At 71.3% G+C, this 13,678-nt stretch carries 14 protein-coding genes and 1 pseudogene; 3 read left to right on the top strand and 12 right to left on the bottom strand.

The window, feature by feature from the left end; all coding sequences use genetic code 11:
• The first annotated feature begins 26 nt into the window (after positions 1–26).
• Together AW27_RS06180 and AW27_RS06185 are read left to right on the top strand one after the other, a co-directional pair.
• Positions 27–152: a hypothetical protein gene (locus tag AW27_RS06180; protein WP_269084398.1), complete on the top strand. Its 126-nt coding sequence runs from the start codon at positions 27–29 to the stop codon at positions 150–152.
• A 151-nt stretch (positions 153–303) separates the two neighbouring features.
• Positions 304–822, top strand: coding sequence for a hypothetical protein (locus AW27_RS06185; protein ID WP_037915548.1), 519 nt, complete (start codon positions 304–306; stop codon positions 820–822).
• Positions 823–1,041: 219 nt separating this feature from the next.
• On the opposite strand, the gene AW27_RS06190 is transcribed toward AW27_RS06185, so the two are convergent.
• Complete coding sequence (locus AW27_RS06190) at positions 1,042–1,572, bottom strand: DUF4352 domain-containing protein (RefSeq protein ID WP_052030006.1); 531 nt, start codon at positions 1,570–1,572, stop codon at positions 1,042–1,044.
• Between the two features lie 395 nt (positions 1,573–1,967).
• Entirely contained in the window at positions 1,968–2,942 is a 975-nt protein-coding gene (locus AW27_RS06195; protein ID WP_037915545.1) for a tyrosine-type recombinase/integrase, read from the bottom strand.
• A 573-nt stretch (positions 2,943–3,515) separates the two neighbouring features.
• Between AW27_RS06195 and AW27_RS06200 the strand changes: the two are divergent.
• A pseudogene (locus tag AW27_RS06200) lies at positions 3,516–3,718 on the top strand (NF041680 family putative transposase); the annotation flags it as partial.
• On the opposite strand, the gene AW27_RS06205 reads toward AW27_RS06200, so the two are convergent.
• From AW27_RS06205 to AW27_RS06250, 10 genes are all read right to left on the bottom strand, one after another.
• Entirely contained in the window at positions 3,678–4,475 is a 798-nt protein-coding gene (locus AW27_RS06205) for a glycosyltransferase family 2 protein (protein WP_037915542.1), read from the bottom strand. The pseudogene AW27_RS06200 and the gene AW27_RS06205 sit on opposite strands and share 41 nt — an antisense overlap.
• A 32-nt stretch (positions 4,476–4,507) precedes the next feature.
• Entirely contained in the window at positions 4,508–5,584 is a 1,077-nt protein-coding gene (locus tag AW27_RS06210) for a hypothetical protein (protein ID WP_037915539.1), read from the bottom strand.
• A 10-nt stretch (positions 5,585–5,594) separates the two neighbouring features.
• On the bottom strand, positions 5,595–7,043 hold the full coding sequence (locus tag AW27_RS06215; RefSeq protein ID WP_052030005.1) for an oligosaccharide flippase family protein: 1,449 nt from the start codon (positions 7,041–7,043) through the stop codon (positions 5,595–5,597).
• Positions 7,040–7,774: a YveK family protein gene (locus AW27_RS06220; protein WP_052030004.1), complete on the bottom strand. Its 735-nt coding sequence runs from the start codon at positions 7,772–7,774 to the stop codon at positions 7,040–7,042. The genes AW27_RS06215 and AW27_RS06220 overlap by 4 nt, the downstream gene beginning before the upstream one ends.
• Before the next feature lie 20 nt (positions 7,775–7,794).
• Complete coding sequence (gene wecB / locus AW27_RS06225; RefSeq protein WP_052030003.1) at positions 7,795–8,934, bottom strand: non-hydrolyzing UDP-N-acetylglucosamine 2-epimerase; 1,140 nt, start codon at positions 8,932–8,934, stop codon at positions 7,795–7,797.
• Between the two features lie 4 nt (positions 8,935–8,938).
• Complete coding sequence (locus tag AW27_RS06230) at positions 8,939–10,195, bottom strand: nucleotide sugar dehydrogenase (protein WP_037915536.1); 1,257 nt, start codon at positions 10,193–10,195, stop codon at positions 8,939–8,941.
• Entirely contained in the window at positions 10,195–10,965 is a 771-nt protein-coding gene (locus AW27_RS06235; protein ID WP_037915533.1) for a WecB/TagA/CpsF family glycosyltransferase, read from the bottom strand. Before AW27_RS06235 ends, AW27_RS06230 begins: the two co-directional genes overlap by 1 nt.
• Positions 10,962–12,131: a hypothetical protein gene (locus AW27_RS06240; protein ID WP_037915530.1), complete on the bottom strand. Its 1,170-nt coding sequence runs from the start codon at positions 12,129–12,131 to the stop codon at positions 10,962–10,964. Before AW27_RS06240 ends, AW27_RS06235 begins: the two co-directional genes overlap by 4 nt.
• Positions 12,132–12,564: 433 nt before the next feature.
• Positions 12,565–13,164 (bottom strand): acyltransferase, encoded by a 600-nt coding sequence (locus tag AW27_RS06245; RefSeq protein ID WP_037915527.1) that lies wholly within the window; start codon positions 13,162–13,164, stop codon positions 12,565–12,567.
• Between the two features lie 181 nt (positions 13,165–13,345).
• Entirely contained in the window at positions 13,346–13,585 is a 240-nt protein-coding gene (locus AW27_RS06250) for a hypothetical protein (RefSeq protein ID WP_037915524.1), read from the bottom strand.
• Positions 13,586–13,678: the final 93 nt, after the last annotated feature.

The raw sequence follows: 13,678 nt of genomic DNA on the forward strand, positions 1-13,678 counted from the left end.
CGCCGGTAGGGATGAAGGAGACGGAGATGACCGGGGAGGTCGCCCCGGAGGTACGGGCCGTGCAGCGGCGGATCGTCAGCACCACCAACGAGTCCGGCAGGCTGAACGGCGACGGGCTGGCCATGTGGCGGGAGGTCGACTGCGGCGGGTAGAAGGCCACCGCCGCCGAGATCGGGGATCTCACCTGCACCCCTAACCGAAGACCTTGCATCCAAGGGGTTGCAGGTATCCGGACGGTTCTGCCAGGATGCCGATAGATGCCAGGGTAAGAGGCCCCGGGTATCCACCTATTGGGGGCGGATCATGATCCACATCACTCTCGGCGACATGCGGCCCGTCGAGCCGCAGGAGGACCAGCTGGGGCGTAGCTATGTCGGTTGGCACGAGAACATGAGCGACGAAGCGCTCTTCCAGGCCAACCGGGGCTGCTGGGTCCTGGGTGAGCGGGCGGAGAAGGAGCAGTACGCGCTGCTCTCCGCCCGCGGCACCGTACGCATGGCCATCGAGATCGACAAGCTGGTTCCGGTTGCCGGCGGGCGCAAGGCGATCGAGGGCAGGTTTCTCAAGGCGGGCCACGCGGTCTACGACGCCTACGTGGACAAGAAGACTCCTGTGGACTCGGCCCGGAACCCGATCACCTACTTCGACTCCCCGCACGACACCCGCCTGTGCGGGTGCGGGTGCGGCGAACCGGTCGCCGGCGGCTGGTTCCTGGCCGGGCACGACCAGAAGGCGCTGCACGCCCGGGTCGCCAAGATCGGCACCGTCCGCGAGTTTCTCGACTGGTTCGACAACACCTACATCGAGCCGACGGCCGAATAGCCGCTCAGCTCGTTCGTCGCCGTACCGCCTCAGTCCGTCCCTCGCCTGGTGAACAGAATGCTGGACAACACGAGTGGTCGCCGACCTGGGTGGAGGTGGCCCGAGCATCTTCGGCCGATCTGTCTGACGGACCATCGTCGAGTGAGGCAGCCGGGCTGGAAGAATGAGGAAGGGGCCGGACCCACTACCTTTGGGTCCGGCCCTGTCCGTGCGGCAGCACTACTTGACGGGCGCGCTGTAGGTGGTGCCGAATCCGCTCTTGCGGAAGTACACCTTCGCGGGGGTGATCTTGCCCTTGAGGGTGATCGTGCCGGTGACCTTCTCGCCCTTGTAGAGCTTGACTGCCTGAAGGTTGTCGTCGGCGCCGAAGATCTCGGCGGAGTGCTTAACGCCGTCGGAGTCCGTGACCTCGAAGTAGAGCGGGTTGACAGAAACCGTGTCATCGGAGTTGTTGACGACCGTGACCTGGACCGCGGTGTAGTCACTGCCGTCGTGCAGTGCCGTCGGCTTGAATACGGCCTTCTCCGCTGTCAGCGTGACCGGCGGAGTCTCATTCTTCTCTTTCGTTGGCGCTGGCTTGGCCTCAGTGGACGCGGACGAGGCCCCGGACGGCGCGGTGGCACGGGTCTGCCTCTCGCCGCCTGTGGCGTTGCCGCTCCCGGCGCCGAGGATCGCCGCGCACCCGGACATGAGGACGAGCGCGCCGACGATGGCGCCGCAGCCTATGCCGACCTTCGCTCCGGTACTCATGCCAGGCTTGACCGGCTGCGGTGGCGGCCAAGGCCAAGCACCCGGTGCCTGCGGCATCCCGGGCTGCGGCGGGTAGGGCGGCTGATGCCCGTAGGGCTGTGCCGGGTAGGGCGGCTGGTGGGGATTGTGCGGGGGCTGTCCCTGCGGCGGGGTTGGGGTGGCCATGGAGATGCTCCTGTCCGTGTGGTGTTGCCCGATGATGCCTGGTGGCCGAGCGTTCCCGGCCGTCGAGGCCGGGCGGCCAGGTCGTCCGTATCGAAGTCCGGGGCAGCCGGCCGTTCGGGAAGCGCGCTCAGGCGGACGGCACCGTTCTTCGCAGCCGGTGACACAGTTCTTACCGGTACCCGCTCCTTCAAGTCACTGTGTCTGGGATGCGTGGGGCCATCCGGCCCGGCTCAGCGTCTCGCGTCCCCTGGGGCAAGCAGGCTGGTGAGCTCGGCGATCGTTTCCGGGGACGGCTTGAAGTAGCGGCGGACGTTCTCCGGCTTCTTGTGCCGGGACTTCGCCATCAGCATCAGCAGCGACGCGCCCCGCTCGCCGAGGTGGGTCAGGGAAGAGTGGCGGTACTCGTGCAGGTCCCAGCCAGTGCCCGGCCCCTGTACGGCCGTGTGCTCGTCCAACAGGGCTCGTGACTGCCCGTACGACAGCCGGGCGAACCCGGTGTCCGGGCAGACGTCACGCGGGCTGACGACCTTGCCGGGGCCGGGCTTGCGGTGGGTGACGAACACCGGCCCGCGGGTGCGGCCCTTCAGCAGCCGGGGCAGAAGCCGGGCCGTGCCGGCGTCCCAATACACGGTCTCCAGCACATAGTCCTCACGGACCTGGCCGCGGCGACGGGCCTTGGCCCGGGCACCCTTCGACTTCACCGGGCAGCGACGCCCCGCGAAGTCCAGGTCCTCAATGTTCACGCCCAGGATCTCTTCCGCCCGCCCTGAGGTCTCGTAGAGCATCCGCCACAGCGTCTTCTCCCGCAGATGCACCTCGCGCCGGGCGATCAGCCGGTCGATCGCCATCTTCGAGCGGGCCGGGGTGTCGGAGTCCGGCACCGCCAGCCTCTTCGCCCAGGCCGGGACCGCCGGTCCGTCGTAGCCGCGCTCCCGGCACCAGCTGAGCCAGGACAGCACCCCGGCCCGGCGCGAGTTCCAGGTGTTGACCGCCGCGGTGCCCCAGAGCAGTTCGAGGGCCTCGCCGATCTCGTCGTCCGCGACCGACGCCAGCGGCCGGCCCTCCCCGATCCGCTCGGCGGTCTTGCCGACCCCGATCCCGTAGTTCCGGACCGTGTTCGGGTTGCCGAGCGAGTCGAGGAACACGTCGACCGCCGCCCGGACGGTCAACGCCTTCCCGATCGGCAGCTGCACGACAGTGGACACCGCTTCCCCCTTGCCGCAGATAACAGGGCCGCTCCACGCAGCGGCCGTAGAACGTCACCGCAGGTGACGGATCAAGATACCGCAGATATTAGGGCGATATCCGTGGGACGACTTCAGATCGACCTCGCCGTTGATGACCCGTCGGCCGCCCACCAGGGCCGATGCGGGCTTAGCGCACGATCTGACACCGATGTTCCTCAGACCCCGACACGGCCTGGCGCTCCGCCGGTGTGCGGCCCCGCCCCGAGCGAAGCACTCTGCCGTCAGGCAGGTCATCGTGCCGGCGTCAGCGGGGCCGTGCACGCCGACTGCCCCTGCTGACGCCGGGCCTACGCCTCGCAGCTGTACTTCTCGGCAAGTTTGGTGGCGGCTTCCCGCACCACGGCCGCGTTGTTGCGGGTCTCGGGGGCGTCCGGGTCGACGAGGTCCTTCTCCTCCTCTGTACTGGGTCACCTGTGACGCGCCGCAGTACGACAGTGACGGGGACGGTCCCTATCGCAAGGCCCAGGTCTGGGGCCGGTACCTGCGGACGGAGCCCGAGCCCACGGTGTAGGGATGCGACACGTCATGTTGCCGCGCTCGAACCGTCCCCATGCGGTGGAGCGCTGGACCTGGCTCCTGGTCGTCGCCCACACCCGGCTCCGCCCCACCCGACCCTCTCCGCCGACCTCCGCCGCGCCTGGCAGAAGCCGGCCAAGCCCGAACGCCTCATCCCGGCCCGTGTCCACCGCGGGTTCAGGAACAGCCGTCCCACGCGGTGTAGAAGCTGCCGGGGTTGACCAGGTAGCGGACGGTGGGGCGGGGCAGGTGGCGCACCTCGTGGCGGCGGGCGTAGCGGCGGATGAGCTCCCAGTCCTCGCGGGGCAGCACCTCGGGGGTGCGGCGCAGCCGGCTGAAGTGCAGCGCCCGGCTGCGCCGGGCCACGAAGGCGTTGGTGTCCAGGAAGGCCTCGCGAGCGGCGCGCCGGCGGTCGAAGGGCACCGACAGGACGTCGCGCTCGGTGCCGTCGGGCAGCACCCTGCGCAGTGCGGTGTAGACGGCGTCCGGCCCGCCGGGGGCGTCCAGTGCTGCCAGGGCCTGCTCCAGGTGGTCGGGCTCCCACAGGTTGTCGTCGTCGAGGAAGGCCACGTACCGGGAGCGGGTGAGCCGGATGCCGACGTTGCGCACGACTCCGGCGGTCGCCGTGTTCCGGGCCAGGGAGACCGCGAACAGGCGTGGGTCCACCGGCAGTTCGGGAAGCCCCGCTCCGTCGTCGACGACGATGACCACCTGGTCGGTGACGGTCTGCGCGAGGGCCGAGCGGACCGCCGCGCGCAGTGCGTCGGGGCGGCGGTGGGTGGCGATCACGGTGGCGACCCGGGCGGCCGGGGGCCGTCCCAGAAGGGCGGCGAGGCGGGTGGTCTCGGCGTCCTCGAAGCGGCGCAGCCGTGCGGCGGAGGGCAGCAGCAGGACCTTGTTGCGGGCCTCGAAGAGCACCAGCCAGCCGAAGGCCCGCTTGAGCAGTTCCCAGGGGGCCCGGGCGATACGGCGCATGTCGCACTCTCCGTCGTGACGTGGTGTGGGGGTCAGGAGGCGGGTTCCACCGGGCGGCCGTCGGACATGCGGTTGTCCTTCCACACGTTCCCGGCGCCGCCGGCGTTCCAGGCGGTGACCGGGCCGTAGGCGCCACTGGCCGGGTGGTACTGGGTGGAGAAGACGTTGCCGGTGACCCGGATGCCGGTGGCGCCCGGGCCGCCGCCGTAGAGCGCGTACGCGCCGCCGGCCAGCCAGTTGTCCTCGACGACGACGGAGGAAACGGTCCCGGTGTCGGCGAAGAGGCCGATGGCGGCGGTGGCGCCCTTGTCCACGGGGGTGGAGTTGAGCAGGGTGTTGTGGCGGACGGTCAGCCGGCCCTTGTTGCCGCCGCCACTGATGACGGCGTCGATGTGCTGCCATTCACCGCCCTGGTTGCGGAAGGCGACGAGGTCGTGCACGTAGTTGTCGTGCAGGTTGCCCTGGCCCATGGACAGGGCGTTGCCGAAGACCGAGATGTCGCACCAGCCGACCTCGACGGAGCTGCCACCCATGTTGGAGACGGCGTAGTTGACCCCTCCGTTGTCGGGGCCCTTGCCCGGTACGGCGGTGATGGTGGTGTGCAGGACCTTCAGGCCGCTGTAGCCGGGACGGAGGTTGACCCCCCACCAGTTCGTAGAGGTGATCTTGCTGTCGATGATCGTGACGTCGTTGGCGTAGATGTCGAGGGAGCCGCGGATGTCCCAGCCCTTGATGACCGTGCCGTCCTTCTTGACCGACATGTTGCCGGTGTCGTGCCGCTCCAGTGCGATGCGCGGGCCGGTGCTGTCCGCGTCGGGGTATCCGCAGGCCCCGGGTGAGGTGCAGGCGGAGGCGGAGGGCGACGGTTCGCCGGTGCCCGGCGGGGCCGACGGGGAGGGCGTGGCCGAGGTTCCGGGTGTGGCCGACGGGCCGGGTGTGGCGGTGGGTGCGGGCGCCGCCGTCCCGGGGAGGGTCGCCGACGGCGTCGCGGAGGGCCCGGCCTTCGGATCGCTCACCCCGGTGCGGTCGGCGTCGTAGAGGGTGAGGGCGACGGCCAGCACCACACCGGCGAGCAGCCACGCCGCCAGGCGCCTTCGGTTCCGTGACATCACCGGCAGCCTATCCTCGGAGCGTCGTGCGGGCGGGTAGGAGGCACAGGGCGTACGCCAGGGTGCCGGCGGCCGCGGTTGCCAGGAGCGCGGGCACGGAGTCGCCGAGGTACCGCTCCAGCACGAGGAGTGCCGCGGCCATCACGACGGCGCCGAGCAGCGGCCAGGCACAGGCCCGGGCGACCGCGCCCAGGCGGATGCCGCCGCGGTGCAGGGCGAGGAGGAAGACCGGGACCACGACGGCGCCCGCGACCACGACGTGGGCCTGGGACACTCCGACGATGCCGCCGCCGCGGGCGCCGATCACGAGCGCCGGGAGGAGGAGGACGAGCCACAGGCCCTGCACCCCGATGAGGGAGCGGCGCCGGCCGATGGCCACCAGGCAGTCGTAGGCCAGTTCGCAGCCGATGCGGACCAGGCCGAGGGCCATCAGCCAGGGCAGGGCGCCGGCCGCGGGCAGCCAGCGTTCGCCGTAGACGAGTTCGATGACAGGGGCGGCGAGGGCGGCCAGCAGGACGCAGAGCGGGACGGTGGCCGCCGTCACCACGCCGAGGGCGCGGGCGAATCCGGACGCCAGGGCCTGCGGTGAGTCGGCCAGCCGGGAGAAGCCCGCGAAGGAGACCCGGCGGGCGGCCTCGGAGATGATGCGCACGGGCCAGCCGGAGATGTTGAAGGCCAGCACGTAGAAACCGAGGGCGAGGGGGTCCAGGGTGGAGCCCACGACCATGGTGTCCACGTTGACCACGCCGAGGGCGAGCATGCTGGCCCCGGCGAGAGGGAGGCCGAACCTCAGCAGGGCGCGGGCCTGTTCACGGTCCCAGCCGAACCTCAGGGTGCCGGGCGCGGCGAGGCAGCAGCCGATCAGGGCGGCCACGTTGCCGACGACCGATCCCCAGGCGAAGCTCATCGCGCCCCAGCCCTGGACGGCCAGGAGCAGGGTCACCGCGGTGCTCAGGACGAAGTTGAGCGCGTCGACGGCCATCCGCCGGCCCTGGGCGAACTCCCGGGTGAGGAAGCCGGCCGGCACCTGGGCGAGTCCGTCGAGGACCACGCACAGACACATGACCCGCAGGACGCCGCTGGCCTCGGGCGAGCCGAGGACGTCGGCGACGGCCGGGGCGGTCGCGAAGAGCACGGCGTACAGCAGGCAGCTGGAGGCCGCGCTCAGGGTGACGACGGTGGGGGCGAAGCGCCGCGGATCGCCTTCCCAGCGGATGACGGCGAGGGAGACACCGAGCTCGTTCGCGGAGAGCAGGACGAGCAGGACCGTCTGGGCGATGCCGTAGACGCCCCAGGCCTCGGGCCCGAGGAAGTAGCGGGCGAGGATGATGCCGGTCGCGAAGTTGCCGAGGCGCATCACGACCGTGTTGATCAGGCTCCACTTGGCCGCGGAGCCGACCTTGCGCCCCAGGGAGGGCGCCTCGGGGGTGTTCTGCGTGCTCGCTGCGGTGTCGGTCACGCCGGTCCCGCCCCGCCCGGACCGACCGTGCGCAGGGCCATCGTCTCGTCGGTCGCGGCGGGCGCCGCACCGACGGGTACGGGTGCCGCCGCGTCGGGAGTCCCGGTGGCCGCCGAACGGTTCTTCCCGTGCGGAGTACGCCTGCGGGCCTCCACGAAGAAGACGGCCACCAGGCTCAGGACGAAGCCCAGCGCGGCCACCATCACGATGTACTGGAGACGGGTCTTGGTCTGTGCCTCGGGCTTCTGCGGGGGCACGATCGTCGCCATCCGGATCATGGCCTCGGGGGCCACGGACTGCTGGGTCTGGAACTCCTTGAGCCGCTTGTCGGCGTAGCCGGCGAGGAGCTCGTCGGACGTGCGGACGGCCGCCGGGTCGGTACCGGTGACGGTCAGCCACATGAAGGGGCCCTGGGCGTTGTCGGCGATCTTCACCTCGTGCTTGCCGGTGACGCCGAGGGCCTTGAGGTCGGCCTTGGCCCCGTCCGAGTTGAGGTTGCGGGCGAGGCCGTCGGCCATGCCGGTCAGGGAGGCCTGCGTGCTGAGGAAGGGGTTTCCGTCGAAGGCCTCGGTGGCCTTCGACGAGTTGAGCAGTGTGACGGTGCTCTGCGACTGGTACTCCACCGGGATCAGCAGGTGCACGGCGGTGGTGAGTGCAGCCGTCAGCAGCAGTCCGGGCAGCAGCACGTACCAGCGCCTGCGCATGACCCGCCCTATCTCGGCGAGATCCATGGTCTTCCCCCTTGTTGCGGTTACTTCGGTTGCTGCGGTCCGTGCCCGCCGGGAGGCACGAGGTCGGTGGGTCTGGGCCGGGTGCGGGCGGTTCCGCCGTCGAGGAGGACGGCGGCGATGCGCTCGCTGGCGCGGCCGTCCCACAGGTCGGGGCAGCGCGGCGCGGGCGGCTCGTCGAGCACCTTGTCGACGGTGGCGACGATCCGGTCCGGATCCGTGCCGGCGAGGACGTTGGTGCCCTCTTCCACGGTGATGGGGCGCTCGGTGTTCTCCCGCAGGGTCACACAGGGCACGCCCAGCGCGGTGGTCTCCTCCTGGACGCCGCCGGAGTCGGTCAGGACCAGGCGGGCGGAGTCCTGCAGGGCGATGAAGTCGAGGTACCCGGCGGCCGGGACGGTCCGGATGCCGTCGGGGACGCCCACGTCGGCCAGCCGCTGCGCGGCCCGCGGGTGCACGGGCAGCAGCAGCGGGCAGCGGCCGGCGATCTCGCCGAGCGCCTTGAGCAGGCCGCGCAGCGCGCCGGGGTCGTCCACGTTGGCGGGCCGGTGCAGGGTGACCAGGCCGTAGCCGCCGCGGGTGAGCCCGTAGCGGTCGAGCACATCGGACCGCCTGGCCCGCTCCAGGTTGGCGAGGAGGGTGTCGATCATGACATTGCCGACGACGTGGATCTGGTCCTCGCGGTAGCCCTCCGCGCGCAGGTTCGCGGCGGCGTCGGGCGAGGGCGCCAGCAGGTGGTCGCTGACCCGGTCGGTGGCGACCCGGTTGATCTCCTCGGGCATGCTCCAGTCGCGGCTGCGCAGGCCGGCTTCCACGTGGGCCAGCAGGGGGCCGGCCTTCGCGGTCACCAGGGCGCAGGCGAGTGTGGAGTTGATGTCCCCGACGACCACCACCGCGTCCGGGGCCAGCTCGTCGAGCAGTGGTTCGAAGGCGGCCATCACCCGCCCGGTCTGCTGGGCGTGGGTGCCCGATCCCGTGCCCAGGTACCGGTCGGGCGCCCGGATGCCGAGGTCGCGGAAGAACACGTCGTTCATGGACTCGTCGTAGTGCTGTCCGGTGTGGACGAGGACCACCTCGGCGCCGCGGCGCTCCAGTGCGTCCATCACCGGTTTGATCTTCATGTAGTTGGGGCGCGCCCCGGCGACGCAGACGATCCTGGTCATGGGTTCAGAGCACCTCCACCTTCGGGCCGGTCATGCGGTTGCGGGTGTCGAGCACGAAGGAGGCGTGCTCGGCGATCATCTGGTAGTCGAAGGAGTCGTGGTCGGTGAGCAGGACGACGACGTCGGCGGCGGCCAGCTCCTTGCGGGTCGCCTCGACCCGGGCGAGGCGGGCGTCGACCTTCACGCCCTCCACCACGTGCGGGTCGACCGCGCGGACCTTGGCCCCCATGTCGAGGAGCAGCTGGGCGATGCGTACGGCGGGCGACTCGCGCGCGTCACCGGTGTTCTTCTTGTACGCGAGCCCGAGCAGCAGGATCCGGGAGCCGTTGACGGAGCGGCGTTTGGCGTTGAGGGCGTCCATGACGCGACGCGTGACGTATTCGGGCATGTGGTTGTTGATGTCGTTGGCGAGTTCGACGAAGCGGAAGTTCTGGCCGAGCTCCCGCTGGACGCGCCAGTTCAGGTACGAGGGGTCGATGGGCAGGCAGTGCCCGCCGACGCCCGGGCCCGGGGTGAACTTCATGAAGCCGAAGGGCTTGCTGGAGGCGGCCTCGATGGACTGCCAGACGTCGATGTCGAGGTGGCGGGCGAACATGGCGATCTCGTTGACGAGGGCGATGTTCACGTGCCGGAAGGTGTTCTCCAGCAGTTTGGCCAGCTCGGCCTCCTTGGGGGAGCGCACGGGGACGGTGGTGTCGACGAGCTGCCCGTAGAAGGCCTCGACGGCCTTCAGGGAGGCGGCGTCGACACCGGAGACGACCTTGGGCGTCTGCTGGAAGCCCCAGACGGTGTTGCCCGGGTCGATGCGCTCGGGGCTGTATCCCAGATGGAAGTCGGCGCCGGCGGTGAGCCCGGATCCGTCCTCCAGGATCGGGGCGAACAGTTCCTCGGTGGTGCCCGGGTAGGTGGTGGACTCCAGGATCACCGTCGCTCCCGGGCGCAGGAACCGGGCCAGGGTGTGGGCCGACTCCTCGATGTAGCGCAGGTCGGGCGCCCCGTCCTGTAAGGGGGTGGGGACGGTGACGACGGCGACGTCGAAACCGCCGCAGTCCCGGGCGAGTTCGCTCGGACGGTAGGTGCCGCGCTCCAGGGCGCGGGCGAGGCGTTCGCTGGAGACGTCCTCCACGTACGACTCTCCGGTGGCGAGGCTCTTGACCCGCCGTTCGTCCACGTCGTACCCGACCACCTGGTGGCCGACCTCGGCGGCCCGGATGGCCAGCGGGAGGCCGACGTATCCCTGTCCCACGACGACGACGCGCATCAGCAGTGACTCCTGTTCGCGGAACCGGCAGACGGAGTGCGGCTGATGAGCTCGCGGACCGTCATGGCGAGGAAGGCGGCATTGGTGGTGAGGTAGCGCTTGCCGAGGCGGCGCGGTTCCTGGAGGGTCCGGTAGAACCATTCGAGGCCCATTCGCTGCCAGACGAGGGGGGCCCGCTTGGTGATGCCGGCGAGGATGTCGAAGGACCCCCCGACACCGTGTACGACGTGAGCGCCGGTGCGCTTGCCGTAGCCGGCGGTGAAGATCTCCTTCTTGGGCGAGGTCATGCCGAGGAACAGCAGGCGCGCGCCGCTGTCGCAGACGGCGTCGGCGATCCCCTCCTGCTCCGAGTCGCCGAAGTAGCCGTTGCGGCTGCCCGCCACCCGCAGCCGCGGGAAGCGTTCGGAGATCTGCCCGAGCATCATCTCCAGCACCTCCTGCTGGGCACCGAGCAGGTAGACGGGGATGTCCGCCACCTCAGCCGCGGCGAGCAGGCGCATGAACAGGTCGATTCCGGCGACCCGTTCGGGCAGGCGGACGCCCAGGACGCGGCCGGCCCAGACCACGGCCTGGCCGTCGGCGAGGACGAGGTCGCAGCCGGCGACGGCCTCGGCGAGGGCCGGGTCGCGCCGCATGTTGACGAGCTTGGCGGCGTTGACCATGCCGATCTCGATCTGCTCGCCGCGCCGTACGGCGTCGAGGCAGCGCTGGACCGTCTCGTCCATGGTCAGGGGGTCGAGTGCGACCCCGAAGAGGGTGTGACGGCTCATCTCTGCTGCCCCCCGAGCCACGCGAACAGGAGCCAGCCGAACTCGTACGGGCGACACTCCCGGTCCACCGCACGGGGGCGGAAGAGCACGTCCAGGGGCGCGAGCCGGGCGTGCGGGACGACCCGGGTGGTGAGTCCGCGAGCGGCCCGGACGGCCTTCTTCGGGTCGCCGCGGTAGACCTTGCGCCAGGTGACGCCGAGGTCCTCGCGGATCATCGGCTCGCGTGGGGTGCCGGTGCGCCCGGCGAGTTCGGGCACCTCCGTCATCCAGCGCAGTCCGCGGCGGATCGCCGCGCCGAAGTCGGTGCCGCCGGCCTCCGCGAGGTCGAACAGCGCGGTCGGGGCCATCGCGTGCTGGTGCACGCTGTAGACGGGGTAGCCCTCGATCACTCCGCCTTCGCGGGCGTCGTAGTGCCACCACCACTGTCCGCCGTCGCCCTGCAGGGCCACGATGCGGGCGGCGCAGGCGTCGGCGGCCGCGAGGGCTTCCGGGTCGTCGCCGCTCGCGTGCAGCCGGGCCAGCGCCTGCAGCGGATAGGTCTGGTCGGCGAAACAGGCCACGTGCGAGCGGTAGCCGGGCACCAGGCCCGGGCCGGTCGCGTGCGGGAACAGCGGGCCGCCCCCGATCCTGGCGGCCAGCAGGCGGTCACGGGCGGCCGCGAGGTGGTCTTCCACGTCCACCGCGGCGCGCGCGGCCGCGAGGGCCGAGAGCACCCAGGCCGCCTCTACCGTGTACTGCGCCCGCCCGGGCGGGTCCAGGGCGGCGACGCGGTCGAGTGCGTCGGAGAGTTTCGGATGTCCGGTCTCGGCGGCGGCCCAGGCGATGAGCGCCGCGTCCCCGAGGTTGACCACCCCGGGCAGCCGTTCCACGAGCAGTGCCGTGAACTCCTCGGCGGAGCGTCCGCCGAACAGCGCGCGCTGGCGGTCCTCGGGCAGGAACCGCGCGCCCAGCGCGGTGATGGCCGCGTAGCGGGTGCTGGTCCCCCGCAGTTCCAGCCGGCGGGTGCCCTCGGGGGAGACCGCTCCGGCCCTGGTGAAGACGAAGGTCTCGGCCTCCGGCAGGTACATGGCGGGCAGGCCTGCCTCGGCCAGCCCCAGCAGCCGCTGCGCCAGCCCGTGCAGCTGCGGGTCCGCCGCCTCCAGTGCTCCTAATCGTGTGACGGTCATCGGGTCCCCACCCCGACTCCCCGGGTGCCGCTCGCACCCCGCATGTCCGAGCTCTTCGGCTCCAACACTGCTACCCCCTCTGATCGCTCCTCGGACGGACCTGGCGGTCGTCCTTCCGCGGAGGGGGACTGCGCGTGACGGCACCCGTGCCCGTGGCGCCCGGCGCCCGGGGCACGAGCCGCTCCGGAGGCTGCCGTCTGGATCCCCCCAGCGATGCCCCGGACCCGGGCACGCGCGCACGGCAGTGTCGGCGGACGCGGTGGATCCGCGCTCCGCCGGGCCGCTGCCCGCGATGCCCTCGTCGTACACAACCCCCCACCGAGCAAGGCCTGTTGCCAGCCCGGATCCCGTGTGCAGGAACACGCTATGCCCACGGATGTTCATTGATTGTGGTTTTGAGGAAATGCTTGTGGCCTAAATTGCCGACATTCCGTCAGCTTTGTTCGAAGAGCAGGCCGTTCTTCTCCTCGTACAGCGCCCCGGTGCGCGGACACTCCCACGCGCCCGGCTCACCCCCGCGCTCCACCAGCCGGACCCCCGCCCGGCCCACCCAGCCGATCCGGCGGGCCGGCACCCCGGCCACGAGCGCGAAGTCCGGTACGTCCCTGGAGACCACCGCGCCGGCCGCGACGAGGGCCCAGCGCCCCACGCGCACCCCGGCCACGCACACCGAACGGGCGCCCAGCGAAGCGCCCTCGGCGACGACGACCCCGGCGGCCTCCCAGTCCCCGTCGCGCTTGAGACGGCCGTCGGGGTCCACGGCACGCGGGTAGAAGTCGTTGGTCAGGACGGCGGCCGGGCCGATGAACACCCCGTCGCCGAGTTCCGCCGGCTCGTAGACCAGCGCGTAGTTCTGGAGTTTGACGTGGTCGCCGATCCGGACGCCCGGCCCGACGTACGCGCCGCGCCCCACGATGCACCCGCGCCCGAGCCGGGCCTCCTCGCGTATCTGCGCCAGATCCCAGATCGTGGTCCCCTCGCCGAGCTCGGCGCTCTCGTCGACCTGCGAGGTGGGTTGAATGCGGACACTCACGGCACGGTCCCCTAACGGTTCGCGAGGCGTACGGAGGCGCACGGACGTGCGCACGCACAGGAGTCCGGACGTTCAGACGTTCCGGTGCTCAGACGTACGGAAGTACGCGCCGAGCATATGTGCCCGCGGGCCGCTCCACCCGTGGAACCGCCGACTGTTCATCCGACGCACCGGGGACCGGTCACAGGAGGCGTTCGGGCGGAGGGGCGACGGCGACCCCGCGCGTGCGCGGCCGCCCGTCGGCGGAGAGGAACTCCACATCGCGCACGGGATCGGCCGTGACGTGGCCGACCGCGGCGGCCATCCGGCCGCGGGGGTGGGCGTGCAGCGCCGCCAGGACCCGGCCGGTGTGCTCGGCCGGGACGAACAGGCACAGGCACCCGGCGCACGCGGCGTCCAGCGGGGCGCAGTCGCTGGGCACTCGGGATCGTGCCGGGCCCGGGTCCGGGCCGGCGCCCGGGCCTGCGGACGCGGGTGAAACCCGAGCGGCTGTGGGGCGTTAGGGAATGGGGCC

The sequence above is a fragment of the Streptomyces sp. PCS3-D2 genome, from assembly GCF_000612545.2.
Taxonomy (GTDB): domain Bacteria; phylum Actinomycetota; class Actinomycetes; order Streptomycetales; family Streptomycetaceae; genus Streptomyces.

Excerpts from the sequence above, each read along its gene's own strand:
- AW27_RS06240 (WP_037915530.1), bottom strand. The coding sequence starts at position 12,131 with ATGACCGTCACACGATTAGGAGCACTGGAGGCGGCGGACCCGCAGCTG.
- AW27_RS06190 (WP_052030006.1), bottom strand. The coding sequence starts at position 1,572 with ATGAGTACCGGAGCGAAGGTCGGCATAGGCTGCGGCGCCATCGTCGGC.
- AW27_RS06210 (WP_037915539.1), bottom strand. The coding sequence starts at position 5,584 with ATGTCACGGAACCGAAGGCGCCTGGCGGCGTGGCTGCTCGCCGGTGTG.
- wecB (WP_052030003.1), bottom strand. The coding sequence starts at position 8,934 with ATGACCAGGATCGTCTGCGTCGCCGGGGCGCGCCCCAACTACATGAAG.
- AW27_RS06235 (WP_037915533.1), bottom strand. The coding sequence starts at position 10,965 with ATGAGCCGTCACACCCTCTTCGGGGTCGCACTCGACCCCCTGACCATG.
- AW27_RS06180 (WP_269084398.1), top strand. The coding sequence starts at position 27 with ATGACCGGGGAGGTCGCCCCGGAGGTACGGGCCGTGCAGCGGCGGATC.
- AW27_RS06230 (WP_037915536.1), bottom strand. The coding sequence starts at position 10,195 with ATGCGCGTCGTCGTCGTGGGACAGGGATACGTCGGCCTCCCGCTGGCC.
- AW27_RS06205 (WP_037915542.1), bottom strand. The coding sequence starts at position 4,475 with ATGCGCCGTATCGCCCGGGCCCCCTGGGAACTGCTCAAGCGGGCCTTC.
- AW27_RS06185 (WP_037915548.1), top strand. The coding sequence starts at position 304 with ATGATCCACATCACTCTCGGCGACATGCGGCCCGTCGAGCCGCAGGAG.
- AW27_RS06220 (WP_052030004.1), bottom strand. The coding sequence starts at position 7,774 with ATGGATCTCGCCGAGATAGGGCGGGTCATGCGCAGGCGCTGGTACGTG.